Origin of the sequence: Clostridium moutaii (assembly GCF_041205085.1) — a bacterium.
Classification (GTDB): Bacteria; Bacillota; Clostridia; order Clostridiales; family Clostridiaceae; genus Clostridium_B; species Clostridium_B moutaii.
Map to the genome: position 1 here is coordinate 114,951 of NZ_JBGEWD010000006.1, position 18,894 is coordinate 133,844.

Here is an 18,894-nt window from a genome sequence, read left to right on the forward strand (position 1 = left end):
TCTACATATTTACTATATATTAAAAAATACGAGAATTTAGGAAAAGTATCGGTATGATATTCCAACATTTTTCTTTAAAAGATGGAGCTACTTGTATCTATTCCATAAATTTTAAATGCCTGAAATTTTAAAATTTCAGGCATTTTTTAGTCTATACCATTTAAATAATTAAGAACTCTAAATATCCTTATAATAAATTAGAATGTCATAAAAACTGTAGAGTAATCACAGGTATCATTTAAACTTTCTGATTTTATATCCCTCAAATATTCATAATATGAATTTCTATTTTCATAAATCAGGGAATCCTCCAATGAATTTTTTATTGAGTCACTTTTTCGGGAATTTTTAGGTTTTAACATTTTATTTCCTCCTTATAATTACATATTTTCAGTTTATTTACATTAAATAATATATAAATCTTCACTGGCCAGATGAGAATCTATATAACATTGATTTTAGATAATAAAAAAACAGCTCTTCTGCCTGGGGCGAGAAGTCTGCTTCGCGGTACCACCCAAATTTATACTCAATTACATAACGGCTTGCGCCGGCACAGCTTACTGTTGTTTCAGCCTGCAGCTTAAGGGTGATCTTCAATATGAAATATCTATGAGCTCTCACCAACTCCCACTCTCTTTAAAATATGCTTCATATTTACATGTCCCTATCCCTGCTTTTATATTTATTATATTTTCATAACCTTTTAAAAGGTAATAAAAAAACAGTCCTTCTGCCTGGGGCGAGAAGTCTGTTTCGCGGTACCACCCAAATTTATACTTAATCACATAACGGCTTGCACCGGCACAGCTTACTGTTGTTTCAGCCTGCAACTTAAGGGTGATCTTCAATATGAAACATTTATGAGATCCCACCAACTCTCACTCTCTTTAAAATATAATTCATATTGTATGTCCCTATCTTTGTTTTTATATTTTATATAATTTTACTATATGTGTTCATCCATGTCAATACCTTTTTATAAAATTTAAAAAATTCTATTTATTACATGATTATGAGCTGTATATTTCATTATTGGTCTTGTAATTTTTTCCAGTCTCCAGCATAATCCTCCAGTATCTTACGAATTACCTTTCCTATTTTGGAATAAGATTCATCACTTAAATTTGCCAGGGATATTCTTATAGACCATTCAGGTCCATGAAATCCACTACCACTTAAAAGCACAATGGAGGATTCCTCTGCCAGCTTTAAGAGAACATCTATTAGTCTATAGTTATTTTTCAAATAATCGGCAAATTCCTCACTGTAATTGTTTTTAGCCCATTCTAACAAGTCAAATTGAGTATAATACGCTGCGCTAAAAGGATCTTTACTGAGTTTAAGCCCCAATCCTTCAAATAATAACTTCTGGCGGCGATAACAAATACTTTTTGTTAATTTTTTATATCTGTTGTCCTTGTCAACTAAAGAAAATAATGCAAAAAATGCCATCTGTACCTGCTGTGGTGTAGATAACCCTGCAGTATGATTAAGAGCTACCTGTCTGCTGTCCGCTACAATTCTATCGATAAAGGGAATCTCCTCAGGATTAGTGGAAAGTGCTGCATAACGTTTTCTTGCTCTTCCTCTTTTATTTGAATCCAATTCTCTAAGTAATTTATCAAACACATTGTTTTCATATAATGCAATGGTGCCAAGTCTCCAGCCTGTTACTCCAAAATACTTTGAAAATGAGTATACACCGATGGTATTGTAGGGTAGATCTGCCATCAATGAATGAAAATCATCTACAAAAGTTCCATATACATCATCTGAAATAATCATCAAATCAGGGTTATGCTTTTCCACCACTTCCTTTAAATGTTTTACTATCCCAGGTTCCATTGCAACAGAAGGTGGATTGCTGGGGTTAACTATAAATAACGCTTTTATACTTGAATCACAAAGTTTCTCCAATTCTGAAAAAGAATATTGGCCTCTATGGGTTCCATTTTCAGCAGCTTCTTGTGCTAAGAGTTCGACTACTTCAAAATTATATCTAGGTAAATGGGGAATCTCTAGGTAAGGTGTAAAAATTGGTGCCATAATTGCGATTTTATCTCCCTTTGATAATATATTATTTGCAATTAGGCTGTCAAAAATATAGCACATGCCTGCAGTAGCTCCTTCCACCGCAAACAAATCAAATTTTCTTTCCAAAGGCTCATTATAACATAATTCTTGAATGAGATAATCATGAACCACACTTTCTATATGCTTAAGCATTCTATCCGGTTGGGGATAATTGTCTCCAATAATTCCATTTGCCAGTTCATGTATCCACTCATCAGCCTCAAAACCTTTTATTGTCACACCATAATTAATCATTTTTCTAAGAAGTCTAATTCCCGGAGCCCTTTCATTCCTGTTTAAAAAATCCACAAACCGATGGGCAATTCCCAATCTTTGGGGCATACCACCCAAGTCATTGTCACTCCAGACTCTACGGCTTTCTTCCACTGCAAATTGACCAAAGGTAAAAAAGGCTTCCCTTGGAGTTGCTGCAATCCAATTTGGATTTCCCCTGCCTGCATCTAAAAGTGAATGCACTCCACTTTCTTCAGATTCTTTAGCTAGATTTATTAATCTATCTTTAAGTTCAAAAGGGCTTACTTTTCCATATACTCTTTCTATTTCTTCACGTTGAAGATTATAATTATCCATAAACATCTCTCCCAAAATTTATTTGTTTTCCTGAGAATTAAAACTTATTTGTTCTTTTATAATTGAAGAAAGTATTATAAATGTCTCCGTATTTCCAAACTTCTGTATTCTTTGGATGAGTTTTTCCAGCTCTACAATATTATCTACACATGCCTTTATAATTTTGCAATAGGGACCCGTAACATGATGACATTCAACTATTGCATCCTCATTACCTATAAATTTCATAAACTTTTCAGTCTTTTCTACCTTCATATCCAAATTTATAAGTACGTTTATATTTTTCCCAAGTTTACTATAATCTATGATGGCTTTATATCCTGATATGATCTTTGAATCTTCAAGTCTTTTAATTCTTTCGGCCACTGCCGGAGGGCTCAAGGGCACCTTTTTAGCCAGTTCCTTCATGGATATTCTTCCATCCTCAAGAAGTATATGAATTATTTTATAATCTGTAGCATCCATAATTGCACCCCCTTACCTTAAAGCTATTTTTATTTTAATAATAACCTTTCTCAAATACGTCTTTTATTTTATCCACATTCCTTGTAAACCCCAGTGAAACTATGAGCTTGATCCGAGCCTTTTGGCCAGGAAGATTATCCCCAAGGATAACTCCTTTTTCAATAAGTTCTCTTCCTGCACCTCCATATCCATAATCATCCAGAACCTTTCCTGCAATACACCTGGATACTAAAACCACAGGTATATCCTTGCTCAAGGCATACTCCACACCACTTACCATCTTAGGCGGTATATTCCCTCTTCCCATACCCTCTATTATTATTCCATGGCTTCCTGACTCAACTATAAATCTTAAAATCCTGTCATCCATGCCACAGGCGCATTTTACCAGCTCCACGTTGCTGTCTATATTTTCAGCAGGTATGTACTGCCTCTTAATATAGTTATAGTAAAAATATACATGGTTGTTCTCCACATATCCAATAGGACCAAAATCCATGCTTTTAAAAGTATCCAGAGTGCGAGTATTGGTTTTTGTCACCTGTGATGCAGAATGTATCTCCCTGTTCATAACCACCATTACCCCCCTATTTAAAGCCTCTCTGGAAATCACAGTATTAACTGCATCCACTAAATTTACTGCGCCATCCCACCCAAGTTCGGAACTGCTTTTCATAGCTCCCATAAATACCACAGGTTTTGAGCCTCTATAAGTGAGATCCACAAGATATGCTGTCTCTTCCAGTGAATCTGTACCATGAGTTACAACTACCCCATCATAACCTTCCTTTTCCACCTTTTCTGATATAAGTTTAGACAATTCAAACATTTTTTCAGGAGTCATGTGGGGTCCTGGAATCATGGAAAAATTCAAGAAATCTATCATTGCAATTTTATCAAGCCCCGGAGTGAGTTTAAGTATATCCTCTCCAGTCATGGACACAACAGAGGCATTGTTTTCATCCTTTTTCATACATATTGTTCCGCCAGTAAATATAATAATTATCTTTTTCATATAACTGCTCCTTTTTATACTTACTATAATATTGATGAATTCATCTTTTAATCAACCTTATTTTATCATAATGATTTTTAGGTGTATATATATAATATAATGTAATTATTGTCATATACCTTATTTAATTATTTATTCATATGAATTTTGTTTATTTAACAATGTACCTATATAGTATATTATTTTCAACAAACCATATATTATGCATATACAAAAATAGGATATAGCCAGTGCTAAATCACAGCCCCCGCTATATCCAATTCACCTGTATTCCTGACCATTTTAACAATAAGTCTGCCCATTTTCTCCTTGAGATCTATTACTATTATCTTCATCTACCAATCACTCTCAAGTTCCCAGCTTTTTAATTTCACTTTATAGTACATGGATAAAAAGATCAACACTTTAAATGTTAAATCTTTTAGACTCTCACTATTTCAGCATTTTCCAGTGCACTGTAATGAGTATATCCGCTTATATGAAGGGGAGTATCTCCAAGTTCTCCATCTACATGCATATCTCCAAGACAAGGATAGCTGTGCCAATACTTTGCAAGAGATTTTCTTGCATCTTCCCCCATTTTTCTACCTACAAGATGTTTTGCTATATTATAACCATTTCCACAAGGTGCGGATATTATTACTTCTGTTTTTACTATTACATTCTTTTCATTGACATAGAGCTTAAACTTAGGTTTTCCAATTTTAAAAAAATCGATAAATTTATTTATAACAGGAAACTTTCCATAGCTCAAAGTACAGAATGGTTTTGGAAAGGTATATTGTAAATTGTATTTTTCACATTCCTCTATAAGTTTTTCTTTTGTCCATTTTGACATCCAATTTGCACCCTCACAAGGTGCTATTATTCCTTTACCTCCGCTTTCATGTATTAGTTTTGGAATTTCCACTATTATGTCTTCATGTATTCCTATTAGAATAGCTATATCATGCTTTTTAAATCTATCCGGTAAATATTTCAGAGGGTAATCTTCAAATTTTCTATATAAATCCGGAAGCTTTATTATTTCGCTTATATTCTCTGTAAAATTCAATTTATATCTTCCCCTGCACCAGATACATTCCTTGCCGCACACTGTACATACTTCTTTAGAGTTCTTCATATTAGGTATAAATTTTGAATTTGCAAATCTACTGTCCATCTTTATATAAAATTCATTTTCAGGCAAATCTCCGCTTTTTTCTGAACAGATTATAAGTACCTTCATTATTTTACCTCCTATATATAATTTACTTTTTCACAGGTCAGATTAAAAATTTTATCTATTTCCTATATAATACCTTAAATAATAAAAATTATCTGTAACCTTGGATACACAAATTAATTTCTTGTATTATAAAGGCTCTTACTTTTATAAAAGCAAGAGCCTTTAATGTGAAGTTAAAGCATTTCTATAAACGCTGCCATCCTTGTTTTTATTTGTCCTATATCTGTCTGAGAATAATCCGTTTCTATACTAATATACGGAATGCCTTCCTCTTCAGTAACAACTTTTTTAACGCCATAGGATTCTACGCTATATGTATGGCAGGCCTGAAGAATTACGTCAACTACTCCATCCACTTTATATTCCTCAATAAGCTGACATATCAAATTGGTTCTGTTATCATTTGGTGTCATACAAGAACATCCTATATTTAAATATTTTTCAGTTAAAGCATCTATAGGCTCCTTCTCTTCATCTACCAATTTGCTTATCTCTTTAATTCCAGTACAGTTTTCATAACATACTACAACTCCGCCATTTCCTTCTATGGCATTTATTATCTTTTCAGTGGCTTCCCCTAAAGGACATCCTGTTATAAGTATTCTTTTAGCATTCTGCGGAACCTTCTTCTCACCGCCTTCTTGTTTTTTTACAACATCATCTATTAAATTATAAATTTCTTCTATTTCCGTTTTTTTGTCCCACTTAAAAGAAGCACCACTTAGAACTCTAAGCATCTCCAGTCCCGTTATAGGCGGCGGATCCATCTTTCCCAATGCGGAAAGTTTCATTAAAGCTTTTCTTTCCTCATTTCTTATTTTTATAGATTCTCGTATTTTTTGTTCTGTTATACTAACATTAAACTCTCTCTCGAGTACACTTTTAAATTTTAATATTTCATCTTTCCATAACTTAAAGGAATTCTCACCCTTACTTGTCTGAGGAAGCTGCATAACATGTACATTTTTTATTTCAGATAAATATTCATACATTTTCTTTTTTCCATCACAGGTAGTTTCACCTACTATTAAATCCGAAAAATAAAAATATGGACATTTATCCGTTACTGCAAATCCATAGCTTGACTTTATAAGAGGGCACAAGTTTCTAGGAAGATATTTTTCAGCATCTTCTATAGTTTCATCACTTTTAGCACAAAGAGATACAGATACTGCACCAGAAGCATTTATGATCTCCCAGGGAGTAAATGTGCAAAAAGTACCTACAACTTTCCTTCCCTCATCTTTTAAATTTTTTATCGTTATAAATCCTTTTTTCCTAGAATCACTAAAACTATCAAATATTTTCGGCAAATCATTCACATTAAAAATCCCCTTCATATCCCATTTTTTATAATTTTAACATTAATCAGTGTACACTTTCAATAATTCCTCCTCCAACAAGAACATTTCCATTATAAAATACTACAGACTGGCCTTTTGTAATTGCCCTTTGCTTTTCAACAAATTCAACTTTCACTTTTTTTTCATCCAGCATACTTATTACCGCTTCTGCCGGTACAGCAGAATATCTTATTTTGGCCTGAACCTTCATAGGTTTTGCCAATTTTTCAAAAGGAAGAAAATTCAAATCTCCTGCAGTCAAGTTTTTCTTGAAAATGTCTTCCTGTTTTCCAAGCACAACTTCGTTGGTCACTGAATTTATATCTATAACATACATAGGTGTTCCAAAAGCTATTCCAAGTCCTTTTCTTTGTCCTATGGTATAATAAACTATTCCCCTGTGTTTTCCAAGTATGTTTCCCTGTTTATCCACAAAATTGCCTTCTTTTACTCCACTTGGCATGACTCTTTTTATATAAGAGCCATGATCATTGTCTGGAATAAAACATATCTCCTCGCTATCCCTTTTATTATGCACAGCCAAGCCTATTTTCTTGGCTATTTTTCGCACTTCCTCCTTATTATATATCCCACAGGGCATAAGGGTATGTGACAATTGAAATTGAGTCAAATTATAAAGAGCATAGGTTTGATCCTTCCTAATGTCTTTGGATTTAACGAGTACATATCTTCCATTTATCTTCTCCACCGTTGCATAATGACCTGTTGCCACGTAATCTGCTCCTAACTCCATTGCTCTTTTTAAGAGTTCTTCAAATTTTATATACTTATTACAAGCTACACAGGGATTGGGTGTCCTTCCTTTCATATATTCATTTACAAAACAATCTATCACATTACTTTTAAATACATCTTTAAAATTCATAACATAATAGGGAATGTCCAAATGATATGCCACAGCCCTGGCATCCTCTACCGCACTTAGAGAACAGCATCCTCCTTCCATTCCCTGATAATAATCATCATCCTGCCACACCTGCATTGTTACTCCTATTACTTCATATCCCTGCTTTTTTAAAAGGTATGCCGCAACAGAGCTATCAACTCCGCCGCTCATACCTACTACTACTTTTTTTCCCATTTTATCACCTATTCTAATTTAAAATATAATTGCTTAGCTTAATGCATTCTTTCATTCCATTTTTTATTATTTTCCCTTAACTTTAAAACTATATCACCTAGAGTCTTTACCACATAATCCACATCATCTTCAGTAGTTTTTGCTCCCAGGGTAAGTCTTATGGAACTCTTTGCACCATTTTCAGAAAGTCCTATAGCTGTGAGTACATGAGAAGGCTCTATTGCTCCTGCTGAACATGCACTTCCTGTAGAGACACATATTCCAATGTCATCTAATGCCATAACTATAATTTCTCCATCTGCAAAGTCAAAAGTTACATTTACATTGCCCGGAAGTCTATTAATTTCATGACCATTTAAGCTGGTATCAGGTATGTTTAAAAGTCCATCTATCAGTTTATCCCGTAAATATATAAGTCTTTTACTCTCTTTATTCATATTTTGAGCTGCAATCTCCAATGCTTTTCCCATACCAACTATTCCTGCAATATTTTCCGTTCCGGCCCTTCGCCCTCTTTCCTGAGAACCTCCATGAATCAAACTGTCTATTTTAACTCCTCTTTTTACATAAAGAGCTCCCATTCCTTTAGGTCCATAAAACTTATGTGCTGCCATGGAAAGTAAATCTATATTCATATTCTGGACATCAATAGGCACATTTCCCACTGCCTGAACTGCATCTGTATGAAATAACACACCTTTCTTTTTGCAAAGCTCACCTATTTCTTTTATAGGCTCTATGGTTCCTATTTCATTATTTGCAAACATTACAGATACAAGTACAGTATCTTCTGTAATAGCTTCGTCAAGCTCCTGCAAATTAACCATTCCAAATTTATCAACTGGAAGATAGGTTATCTTAAACCCGTGTTGTTCTAAATAATTGCAGGTATTTATCACCGCATGATGTTCTATCTCTGTAGTTATTATATGTTTGCCCCTTTTCTCATTAGCCATAGCAATTCCCTTTATGGCCCAATTATCTGCCTCCGAACCTCCACTTGTAAAAAATATTTCATCTTTATTTGCATTTATAACTTTTGATATACATTTCCTGGCCTTATCTATTGCCATCTTAGTTTTTCTTGATATATAATAAACGGAAGAAGGATTTCCAAAATACCCAGTAAAATATGGCATCATTTCTTTTAAAACTTCTGGCTTTACAAAAGTTGTAGCTGCATAATCCATATATATTTCTCTCTTCATTGATTATCTCTCCTATGCAATTATAAATTTTAAACACTCCGTATATAAATCATAGCAATTTACTACGATATAATAATTTTATTTTCAAATGCACCTTTTGTCAACATAAGCAGAATTTAAATTATACTTAGTATAAATATTTAATATATGATATTATAATTCTTATCAGGTGTTTCTTATTAGTTTCAGGTGAAGTTTGCTCATAAAGGAATGCTTTTCGTATCTAAACCTTAGAAGAACTTATCCATATGCGTAACATTGCTTAACATCCCCACTTTACGAAGCTGAGGATGCTAGCACTGATAGCCTTCTGATAAATTTAAAATATGAAAGGATTGTACTATATGAAAATAAAAATCAACATATACGGAAATAAAAATGCTGTTTTATCTGGAATCAACTATTGTGGCAGTAATGATAACTTCAATAATTGTTCACAAGAATCCAGATGTGCTGATTGCTCAAACTGCAAAAACAATCATAATGCTTCCGGATCATCAGATAAACTTACATTTATGAAAACTAAAGACTTATATGATAACTTAAAAAACTTTCTTGAAATAAGTGATGTGTCAGAAAATATAGATATAAACTTTGTAGAATTGAATAAGACAAAATTTTTAAAAGAGGAGGAAAGCAGAGTTGAAAATATTATACAAAAAGGATTTGAACCGCCTATAACTGTAATAGATGGAATAATAAGATATTATGGAGGCATATCAAATATACTGGTTTATAGAGACATAAAAGATTTACTTTCTTAAAAAATTCTATATTGATATTGCCATACAAAATTTTTACTTTTAAACATATAAATACCATTAATTCATCCAGATATTATAAAAAACCTATGGACAACGCCTGTACTATTTTATATAATTAAATTAAGTAGCAGAGTAAATATTATGCATAAAGTGTTAGAGAATGGGAGGTTGTCTCTAAACGAAAAGCTTAAATCCATTACATTATTAATTTAAAGCTTATGATATAATGTTGCTTCCGCTGTTACATTAAAGAGATCTTATATTTACCTCTTTTCTCTTTAATGTGACCACATTAAAGAGAAAAGAGGTGTTTCTATGAAAAAATATCATTAGCCCTGTGTAAAACGTTTTCAAATATATACACTGGAGGTAAAGGATATGAAAAATAGAATGAATACAAAATTTCTCGTTACTACTGCTGTGTTTATTGCCATTGCGCTGGTGTTAAGATCTTTTTCTATATTGATAGCCGCAGGTGGCACACTTACTATGAGAATAAGTTTTAGTGCTATATTTTATGTGATGCCGGGACTTTTGTTTGGTCCACTCTATGGTGGAATTGCAGGTGGTTTAGTAGATATATTGGGTTATATAATGAGTCCTATGGGAGCATATATCCCCCTGCTTACTATAACCAATATTATTGCTGGTTTTTTACCTGCTGTCATATGGAAACATATAAAAAATACTAAGGAACATAAAATTGTAAGTTACTATAATATCTTTTTTATATTATTATTTTTAATAGGTTTCTTAAATTTTATAGCCATAAAATTTATACCTCAGTCCTATTTAGGTAAATTACTTATTTCCCTAGACACAAAATCTCAATACCTTAGCCTTGGTTTTATGCTTATAGGTGCCATAGGCATTATACTGTTTATTATAAATGTATTTATTAAAAAAGGAAGCGGAAAAGCCCATGATTTTATAAATGGCAGTTATTTCAAGCTGGTAATATCTTTGGGAATTTCAGGTATTCTGGTGTCAACTTTAAATACCTATATTTTACTGATATTCACTCCAGCTCTTATGGCTAAAGGTTTTATGTTCTTGTGGATACCCAGGATAGTTCAGACTTTACTTATGACCATAATTAGTTCTTACATCATATGTATACTTTTGTACTCATATGAATTATTTCAAGGTAGAATAACAAAAAAAGCCTAAAATACAAAAAGGAAGGGGTATAGTCTACTCCTTCCTTTATCTTATGATTTCTGTTATAGCTGCACCTGGCGGGACAATAGGGTGAACCCTTTCCTCTCTGTTTATAACACATTCTACTATAACAGGCTTATTTAAATTTAAAGCCTTCATTAAAATTTTCTCAACCTGATCATTGGATTCTATTTTAAAAGTCTCTATACCATAAGCTTTTCCCAACTTCATAAAATCCACATCATTTTCAAATTCCGTATATGAAAATCTCTTATTATAAAACATGTCCTGCCATTGGTGTACCATGCCTAAAGCATGGTTATTCAAAAGTAATTGTACAATAGGCAATTTATATTTTGCAACAGTGGCAAGCTCAGTGGAATTCATCTTAAAGCTGCCATCTCCTGCCACATTTATTACCTTCTTTCCTGGGTTTCCAACAGATACCCCTATAGATGCACCAAGACCATAACCCATGGTTCCAAGTCCTCCTGAAGATATAAACCTTCTTGGTTTTAAGAATTTAAAATATTGTGCAGTCCAAATTTGATTTTGCCCTACCTCCGTAGTTATTATACAATCTCCTTTAGTAATCTTATAAAGGGAGTTCATTATAAGTTTAGGGCTTAATCTGCAATTTTCTTTAAAAGGATCCTCTTCTTGCTCTTTCCATTCTTTTATTCTATTCATCCATTTTTCATGATTAGCATTTTTTAATTTACCATTCATCCTTTGAAGTACTTCTCTAACATCTCCCCTTATGGAAATATCTTCACTTATATTTTTGCCAAATTCTTTTAAATCTATATCTATATGGATGATCTTTGCCTTAGGTGCAAAAGCTTCTACTTTACTTATAACTCTGTCGCTAAATCGTGCTCCTATGGCTATCAGTAGGTCACAATTGCTTACAGCATAATTTGAACATGGATTGCCGTGCATACCCACCATTCCCATATAATTTTTATGATTTCCAGGAAAGGCTCCAATCCCCATAAGAGAGCAGGTAATTGGCGAATCCGTTTTTTCTACCAATTCCATAAGCTCTTTTTCTGCTCCAGATATAACCGAGCCACCTCCTGAATATATAACAGGCCTTTCACTATTATTTATCATATCAATTGCTTTATCAAGATCATAAAGCTCTTTTTCACTCTCTTCAGGTACAGCACAACTATTTATTTCAGGCTCATAATCGACTTCTAATTCCTGTATATCTTTAGGTATATCTACCACTACAGGTCCAGGTCTTCCGCTAGCTGCTACTTTAAATGCTTCTCTTACAATACAAGGTAATTCCTCTGCATTTTTTACAATATAATTCTTCTTGGTTATAGATGCTGTAATATCCACAATATCTACTTCTTGAAATGAATCCTTTCCTAAAAGATTTAAAGGTACTTGACCGGTAAATACTACAATAGGGACTGAATCCCTGTAAGCTGTGGCAATTCCAGTCACTGTATTAGTTGCACCTGGACCTGAAGTTACAATTACCACTCCAACTTTTCCTGTAGATCTGGCATATCCATCTGCCGCATGAGTAGCCCCTTGCTCATGAGCAGTTAATATATGAGTTATTTCCCCTGAACTGTATAAAGCATCATATATGGGAAGAACAGTACCCCCCGGATATCCAAAAACAGTATCTACTCCTTGTTCTGTCATACATTTTAACAGCACTTCTGCGCCCCTAATTTTCATATATAAAGCCCCCTAATTGTTATTTTTTTAACATACTTGTTTTTATTTTTATGCCTTTATTTTCTTTAACAGATTAAAGTTGACCGATAATTCTGTAAATTTCGCACATTGTACTGACTACAATTTAAAAATTTACATATAAAAAAACCAAACTACTCTGCCTGGGGCGAGAAGTTTGGTCCGCGGTACCACCCAATTTTTTACTTGATTCCATTAACGGCTTTGCCGATATAGCTTACTATGTTTCAGCTTACAACTCCAGGGTGATTTTCAACAGTTTCCAATTTGTGAGCTTTCACCTTACCCCACTCTCTTTAAAATCTTTTACTATCTACTCTTCCCTATCACAGTTTTTATATTTTAAATTACATCTCAATTACGATTAATCTTTTCAAATTATTATATGTAATAATAATACCTTATGTCCTAAATGTCAATAGTTTTTCATTATTTTTTTATTTTTTATTTTTTATCTCCACTGTTTTTTCAATATCCTATACGCTTTATGGATAAAATAGATACAGCCATTTTTACTGTATCTATTTTTATCATACATAATTATTTTAAATTTTTATTATATAGCTTTTTCTCCAGCATTATCTTCAGTAATAGTACTATGCTTGTATCCATATGCAAAATAGAGTATTAAGCCAATAACAAGCCATACTACAAATCTCAATAAAGTTACCGTTTGAAGATGTGCTATTAAGAATGCACAAGCTACTATGGAAAATATAGGAGTAATAGGTGAAAATGGAACCTTAAATGATCTTGGTCTATCAGGATCTTTTTTTCGTAAAACTACAACTGATGCTGATACTATAATAAATGCCGATAGTGTACCTACATTAGTAAGTTCTGAAACAATTCCAATTGGAGTGAACCCAGCTACAACCATGGTTATAATACCTACCATCAGTGTACTTTTTACAGGTGTATGGAATTTCAAATTAACATGTCCAAACACTTTTGGAAGTAATCCGTCTCTTGACATTGCAAATAATATACGAGTTTGGCCAAACATCATAACAATCAACACTGAAGTTAAACCACAAATTGCACCTACTGAAACCAATGCTGAACCCCAATTAATACCTACCTGCTGAAGGGCAAATGCCACTGGAGCCGCTGTTTCTTTAAATTTCAGATATGGAACCATACCTGTTAATATAGCTGATACTACAATATATAATATAGTACAAATAATTAATGAAGCTATAATACCTCTTGGTAAATCCTTTTGGGGATTTTTAACTTCCTCTGCTGCAGTGGAAACAGCATCAAATCCTATATAAGCAAAGAATATTACTGATGCACCTGCGAAAACCCCATTCCATCCATAAGGCATGAATGGATGCCAGTTTACCGGTTTTACATGTCCTACTCCTAATACTATAAATAACAATACCACAGCCAATTTTATGGCAACTATTATATTATTTGTAGTGGTACTCTGTTTTACACCAGCTACAAGAATAGCTGTTATAACTACAAGTATTAATACTGCAGGTAAATTTATTAATCCACCTTCAAAAGGTGCTTTTGTAATCGCAGTTGGAAGTGTAATTCCCAAATTTCCTAATATACTGGTAAAATAACCGCTCCATCCAATTGCCACTGTACCAATTGCAAAAGCATATTCAAGAATTAGATCCCAGCCTATGATCCAGGCCCAAAATTCTCCTAATGCCGCATAGCCATAAGTATATGCACTTCCGGCTACTGGAACCATAGCTGCAATTTCTGAATAACACAGTGCAGCAAAACCACAGGCTAAACCTGCTATAATAAATGAAATTACAAGTGCTGGTCCAGAATAATTTGCTGCTGCTATTCCAGTTAAAACAAATATACCTGTACCTATGATAGCTCCAATGCCAAGCATGGTGAGCTCAAAAGAACCCAACACCTTTTGTAAAGATTCTTTACCCTTAGTCTCCGCTATAAGACTATCAATAGATTTTGTTCTGAAAATATCTTTCATAAATTATTGCCCCCTTGTATATTTTTCTTACAACTTTAAAGCCAAATAAATATTTTAATAATCCATAGACTTTTTATAGTTTGTCTTAATTAATATAGAAAATAAAACAATGCATTGTTTTAATCTGTAATTGCAATCCTGTTTTTAATAACGATAATTTTTAAAACTACATCCCCAACATATCATATTAAAATTTAAATATACAATTACAAATCAACATCACCATATAATGAATGAATGTTTTTATTATAATACCACCATTTATTATACAAATCAATGTTATTTTGTAATTTTTTTTATTGATTTTTTATCAATTTAATATTTTATTACCTTTTAATTCATAATTGATTAATCATGTATACGTTTAATGAAACCAAAGCTATTATATGATTCATAATTTGTAATTAAATTTACAGAATGGATTATAACAAAATTCATACTAAATTATAATCCATAAAAAAATTATTAATTCATTTTAAATTTTTTATGGATTATAATTTACAAAATTAATTCTTGTCTAAATATTCGTATAATTATGAATATATTGTTTACTTGAATTTTTCATATATATAGGGCTTTTAAAAACTGATTTTAATATATATATGCTATATTTTAAGATAATCAGGTTATATTTAGTTATTTATAAAACCATTTCAAACTAAACCTTTAATATTGTAAACCATACAGCAATTACAATAATTTATTTTTTATATCAAGCCTTTTTTAACTTCATTGGAGATTTCAGCTTTAAAATAATAAATGAAATTATTATTTCAACTATATTATATAAATGAAATTTTATAATATAAAAATAACAAATAATTTAACAAATTATCATAAATTCATACTTATCCTTCATTTACAGTTTTATAAAATGCATTAAAAAGGGATATATCAAAAATAATTTTTGATATATCCCTTTGATTGTGCTTTTATAAGTTTATAGTTTAATTTTATCATTAGTATTTTAAAACTTGGTTTATTACTATATATTATTCAAATAAAATTTTTTTGAAACCATTTTTTGATAATAATTTAAGGATCAAACTAATCTCAAATTTTTAACATTCTAATCTAATCTCCATAGGCCTCTTTAAATAAAGTAATTAACTCCTCTTTACTTGGAATTCTTGGACTTGTAGGAGTGCACCTGTCCTCAAGGGCAACTTCTGCCATAAGTTCAAGTTTACTAACAAACTCCTGTCTGTCTATTCCAGCCTCTTTTAAATTTTTAGGTGTGTTTGTTAAACCCAGAATTACATTCACAGCACAAATAAGGCTTATCACACCTTCTTTAACTGTAGAAGAAGGCAGACCCAGGAACTTAGATATGTCTCTGTACCTTAAAGCTGTCTTAGTACACTCACCGCTTTCCAAATTGGCATTGTATCTAATAACATAGGGCAATAATATTGCATTGGCCCTGCCGTGAGGTATATGAAAAGTTCCCCCAAGTATATGGGCCATACTGTGGTTAATTCCAAGAGAAGCATTTGTAAAAGCCATACCCGCCATGCAGGAAGCATTATGTAATTTTTCTCTGGCTTCCACATTATCACCATTTTTATAAACCTCAGGTAAATATTTAATTACTATTTTCATGGATTTTTCAGCTAGTGCGTCACTAAAATCTGAAGCTTTATTTGAAACATAAGCTTCTATTCCATGGGTTAAAACATCTATTCCTGTATCTGCAGTTATTCTTCCAGGCACTGTTTTAACAAAACTTGCATCTAATATGGCCACATCAGGTATTAAGTTCTCATCAATTAATGAAACTTTCTTATTTCCTGTAGTAATTATAGAAAATGAAGTAACTTCTGAACCTGTTCCACTAGTAGTGGGAATAGCAATAAACAAGGGTCTCTTATATCCACTTTCATTATTCTTTAATATTTTCATAGTAAATGCCAGTATGCTTTTTGTAGCATCAATAGATGAACCGCCTCCCAGTGCCACTATAACATCAGGTTTAAAAGATATCATTTCTTTTACACCTTCTGCAACTACTTCAACTGGTGGATCCGGCCTAATTCCTGAAAATACTTTATATTCCACATTATTATTTTTAAAAATATCTGTTACTTTGTTTATAAATCCTGCTTTGACCATAAAAGGATCTGTTATAATCAATGATTTTTTTTCTTTTAAATTATTAAGATATTTTATGGAATCCGTGTCAAAATACACAACAGGTTTAATTTTAAATGTGTTCATAAAAAACCTTATCTCCTAACATCAATTAATTTTCTTAATTTAATATAACAAACAATATTAATTATTTAATTTACTCATTATACTTTTCACGATGCTTTGTATATAATCCTCTGATAAACCTTGAGAATCACAAGAAGATCCAGATTCAGCACCTACACTTGCTTTTATATCCTCTAATTCTCTAACTCCGTATGCAACTCTTCTTATATTTAATAAATTCATAGGTCCTACATTATCTGAAGTTGCACTGCCACCAACTGCTCCACAACCCAATGTCAAAGCTGGTACAAGATTTGTAGCTCCACCAATACCGCCTAATGCTCCTGGAGTATTTACGAGTATTCTTGATACAGGTTTTGTAAGTGCAAATTTCTTTATTATATCCTCATTATTTGAATGAATTATAAGTGTATGTCCTTTTCCTTCGTTCATTAATAATTCGATACATCTATCACAAGCATCTTTCCAAGTTTCTTCACAATAAAAAGCAAGTATTGGAGTAAGCTTTTCTCTTGAATAAGGATTTTTCTTACCAACTGTTGTCTGTTCTGAAATCAAAACCTTAGTATCTGAAGGTATGGTAATTCCTGAAAGCTGCGCCAGAACCTGTGCACTCTTTCCAACTATCTGTGGATTCATTGTACCATTTGATCTCAAAATAAATTTGCCTAATTTTTCAGATTGCTCTTTATTTAAAAAGTACACTTTCTGTTTTCCCAATTCTTCAATTACTTTGTCTTTTATGCATTTTTCCACAACTATGGACTGCTCTGAAGCACATATAACCCCATTATCAAAAGTTTGGCTATCCACTATTCTCTTTACTGCAAGATGAATATCTGCTGATTTGTCAATAAATGCTGGTCCATTCCCAGGGCCAACTCCTATAGCTGGATTTCCTGAACTATAAGCTGCCTTTACCATAGCTTCTCCACCTGTTGCAAGTATCAATGCAGTATCTTTATTTTTCATTAACTCGTCGGTTCCTGCCATAGAAAGAATTGTCATAGCTCCTATTATTCCTTCAGGAGCTCCTGCTTCTACTGCAGCTTTACTCAATACTTTCACTGTTTCAATAATACAATTTTTAGCTGATGGATGTGGAGAAAATACTATGGCATTACCTGCTTTTAAAGCTATAATTGACTTGTACATTACAGTAGAAGTAGGATTTGTTGATGGTATTAATCCAGCCACAACTCCTACAGGAACAGCTATATCCATTACTTTTTTCTCTTTATCATCTTTTATGATGCCAGTGGTTTTCATGTCTTTAATATTGTTATATATTACTCTGCTGGCAAATTTATTCTTTACAACTTTATCCTGCCATTTCCCGAAACCTGTTTCTTCATGAGCCATTTTTGCAAGTTTTACAGCATTAGCCTCTGAAGCCTTAACCATATTTTCTATTACTTTGTTCACATCATTTTGTGAAAACTTTCTAAACTCTTCCTGAGCCTTTTTTGCTTTTGCTATAAGATTTCTAACTTCCTGTATTGACTGTAAATCTTTATCTACTATTTCCATCTTTATTCTCCTCTCAAAAATCTATGTTGTCTTTATAGTGTCTTTATAGTGTATACACAAATTCTTAGGCTGCGATCTTCTTCTCGGGCATTTAGGATCATGACATAAATTGCAGACCTCTTTTTCCGTAGTTTTTTCTCTTTTATCTGTTAAATTTACTTCTTCTAAATCAGTAGTTTCCCTGATAGAACCGCTTACTGTTTTATCAACTTTAGAATTAACCATCAGCTCTATACCCTTAGCTGGTCTTGGAATAACTAATGTCGAAAATATCTTACTTCGAGCAGCGGGGCTGGACTTAGCTGCATCCACAGACGCCTTAACTGCTCCAACATCACCTGTAACCTTTATAGTTACCATCCCGCCTGTTGAAAGCTCATATCCTATCAATCTTACATTTGCCGATTTCAAGCAAACATCTGCCGTTTCCACAGCTGGAACCATTCCAATAGTTTCAATAATTCCAAGTGCCTCCACACCAAAACCTCCTTTTAATCACTATACAC

General features: G+C 32.7%; 15 protein-coding genes, 1 riboswitch and 3 other annotated features. Of the genes, 2 read left to right on the forward strand and 13 right to left on the reverse strand.

The features are described 5' to 3' along the window. Positions 1-197 precede the first annotated feature (197 nt). The 8 genes from AB8U03_RS08075 to nifS all read right to left on the reverse strand — a co-directional run bounded on the left by AB8U03_RS08075 (position 198) and on the right by nifS (position 9,028). Entirely contained in the window at positions 198-362 is a 165-nt protein-coding gene (locus tag AB8U03_RS08075) for a hypothetical protein (RefSeq protein ID WP_369704039.1), read from the reverse strand. Between the two features lie 122 nt (positions 363-484). Further along, positions 485-683: a binding site (T-box leader), on the reverse strand. A 52-nt stretch (positions 684-735) separates the two neighbouring features. Continuing rightward, positions 736-933, reverse strand: a binding site (T-box leader). A gap of 99 nt (positions 934-1,032) precedes the next feature. Next, positions 1,033-2,667 carry an aspartate 4-decarboxylase gene (gene aspD, locus AB8U03_RS08080; RefSeq protein ID WP_369704040.1) on the reverse strand — a complete coding sequence of 545 codons (1,635 nt, stop codon included), beginning with the start codon at positions 2,665-2,667 and terminating at the stop codon, positions 1,033-1,035. An 18-nt stretch (positions 2,668-2,685) separates the two neighbouring features. Then, entirely contained in the window at positions 2,686-3,132 is a 447-nt protein-coding gene (locus AB8U03_RS08085) for an Lrp/AsnC family transcriptional regulator (RefSeq protein ID WP_369704041.1), read from the reverse strand. 34 nt (positions 3,133-3,166) lie between these two features. Beyond that, entirely contained in the window at positions 3,167-4,147 is a 981-nt protein-coding gene (locus AB8U03_RS08090) for an asparaginase (RefSeq protein WP_369704042.1), read from the reverse strand. Positions 4,148-4,568: 421 nt separating this feature from the next. Beyond that, positions 4,569-5,375 (reverse strand): DUF166 domain-containing protein, encoded by an 807-nt coding sequence (locus tag AB8U03_RS08095; RefSeq protein ID WP_369704043.1) that lies wholly within the window; start codon positions 5,373-5,375, stop codon positions 4,569-4,571. Between the two features lie 173 nt (positions 5,376-5,548). Then, positions 5,549-6,697 carry a double-cubane-cluster-containing anaerobic reductase gene (locus AB8U03_RS08100; RefSeq protein WP_369704044.1) on the reverse strand — a complete coding sequence of 383 codons (1,149 nt, stop codon included), beginning with the start codon at positions 6,695-6,697 and terminating at the stop codon, positions 5,549-5,551. 46 nt (positions 6,698-6,743) lie between these two features. Next, the gene (gene mnmA / locus AB8U03_RS08105) at positions 6,744-7,820 is read right to left on the reverse strand and encodes a tRNA 2-thiouridine(34) synthase MnmA (RefSeq protein WP_369704045.1); all 1,077 of its coding nucleotides are present in this window, start codon (positions 7,818-7,820) and stop codon (positions 6,744-6,746) included. Positions 7,821-7,858: 38 nt separating this feature from the next. Continuing rightward, positions 7,859-9,028, reverse strand: coding sequence for a cysteine desulfurase NifS (gene nifS / locus AB8U03_RS08110; RefSeq protein WP_369704046.1), 1,170 nt, complete (start codon positions 9,026-9,028; stop codon positions 7,859-7,861). Between the two features lie 344 nt (positions 9,029-9,372). Here nifS and AB8U03_RS08115 point away from each other — a divergent pair, with 344 nt between their 5' ends. Both AB8U03_RS08115 and AB8U03_RS08120 read left to right on the forward strand, forming a co-directional pair. Beyond that, on the forward strand, positions 9,373-9,792 hold the full coding sequence (locus tag AB8U03_RS08115; protein WP_369704047.1) for a hypothetical protein: 420 nt from the start codon (positions 9,373-9,375) through the stop codon (positions 9,790-9,792). 126 nt (positions 9,793-9,918) lie between these two features. Continuing rightward, positions 9,919-10,035, forward strand: a riboswitch (THF riboswitch). 135 nt (positions 10,036-10,170) lie between these two features. Then, complete coding sequence (locus AB8U03_RS08120; RefSeq protein ID WP_369704048.1) at positions 10,171-10,962, forward strand: folate family ECF transporter S component; 792 nt, start codon at positions 10,171-10,173, stop codon at positions 10,960-10,962. Positions 10,963-10,998: 36 nt separating this feature from the next. Here AB8U03_RS08120 and ilvB read toward each other — a convergent pair whose 3' ends face one another. The 5 genes from ilvB to AB8U03_RS08145 form a co-directional block, all read right to left on the reverse strand. After that, the gene (gene ilvB, locus AB8U03_RS08125) at positions 10,999-12,657 is read right to left on the reverse strand and encodes a biosynthetic-type acetolactate synthase large subunit (protein WP_369704049.1); all 1,659 of its coding nucleotides are present in this window, start codon (positions 12,655-12,657) and stop codon (positions 10,999-11,001) included. Between the two features lie 159 nt (positions 12,658-12,816). Then, positions 12,817-13,014 (reverse strand) — a binding site (T-box leader). Positions 13,015-13,231: 217 nt separating this feature from the next. Continuing rightward, positions 13,232-14,641, reverse strand: a complete 1,410-nt coding sequence (locus tag AB8U03_RS08130) for an amino acid permease (protein WP_369704050.1) — start codon at positions 14,639-14,641, stop codon at positions 13,232-13,234. 1,074 nt (positions 14,642-15,715) lie between these two features. Further along, the gene (locus tag AB8U03_RS08135) at positions 15,716-16,858 is read right to left on the reverse strand and encodes a 1-propanol dehydrogenase PduQ (RefSeq protein WP_369704051.1); all 1,143 of its coding nucleotides are present in this window, start codon (positions 16,856-16,858) and stop codon (positions 15,716-15,718) included. A 57-nt stretch (positions 16,859-16,915) separates the two neighbouring features. Beyond that, positions 16,916-18,388 carry an acetaldehyde dehydrogenase (acetylating) gene (locus AB8U03_RS08140; protein WP_369704052.1) on the reverse strand — a complete coding sequence of 491 codons (1,473 nt, stop codon included), beginning with the start codon at positions 18,386-18,388 and terminating at the stop codon, positions 16,916-16,918. Between the two features lie 21 nt (positions 18,389-18,409). Next, positions 18,410-18,865 (reverse strand): BMC domain-containing protein, encoded by a 456-nt coding sequence (locus AB8U03_RS08145; protein WP_369704053.1) that lies wholly within the window; start codon positions 18,863-18,865, stop codon positions 18,410-18,412. Positions 18,866-18,894: the final 29 nt, after the last annotated feature.

Bases quoted from the DNA above. Each gene is read 5' to 3' on its own strand.
- nifS (WP_369704046.1), bottom strand. From the start codon at position 9,028: ATGAAGAGAGAAATATATATGGATTATGCAGCTACAACTTTTGTAAAG.
- AB8U03_RS08115 (WP_369704047.1), top strand. From the start codon at position 9,373: ATGAAAATAAAAATCAACATATACGGAAATAAAAATGCTGTTTTATCT.
- AB8U03_RS08130 (WP_369704050.1), bottom strand. From the start codon at position 14,641: ATGAAAGATATTTTCAGAACAAAATCTATTGATAGTCTTATAGCGGAG.
- aspD (WP_369704040.1), bottom strand. From the start codon at position 2,667: ATGGATAATTATAATCTTCAACGTGAAGAAATAGAAAGAGTATATGGA.
- AB8U03_RS08095 (WP_369704043.1), bottom strand. From the start codon at position 5,375: ATGAAGGTACTTATAATCTGTTCAGAAAAAAGCGGAGATTTGCCTGAA.
- AB8U03_RS08140 (WP_369704052.1), bottom strand. From the start codon at position 18,388: ATGGAAATAGTAGATAAAGATTTACAGTCAATACAGGAAGTTAGAAAT.
- AB8U03_RS08075 (WP_369704039.1), bottom strand. From the start codon at position 362: ATGTTAAAACCTAAAAATTCCCGAAAAAGTGACTCAATAAAAAATTCA.
- AB8U03_RS08090 (WP_369704042.1), bottom strand. From the start codon at position 4,147: ATGAAAAAGATAATTATTATATTTACTGGCGGAACAATATGTATGAAA.
- AB8U03_RS08135 (WP_369704051.1), bottom strand. From the start codon at position 16,858: ATGAACACATTTAAAATTAAACCTGTTGTGTATTTTGACACGGATTCC.
- AB8U03_RS08120 (WP_369704048.1), top strand. From the start codon at position 10,171: ATGAAAAATAGAATGAATACAAAATTTCTCGTTACTACTGCTGTGTTT.
- mnmA (WP_369704045.1), bottom strand. From the start codon at position 7,820: ATGGGAAAAAAAGTAGTAGTAGGTATGAGCGGCGGAGTTGATAGCTCT.
- AB8U03_RS08085 (WP_369704041.1), bottom strand. From the start codon at position 3,132: ATGGATGCTACAGATTATAAAATAATTCATATACTTCTTGAGGATGGA.
- ilvB (WP_369704049.1), bottom strand. From the start codon at position 12,657: ATGAAAATTAGGGGCGCAGAAGTGCTGTTAAAATGTATGACAGAACAA.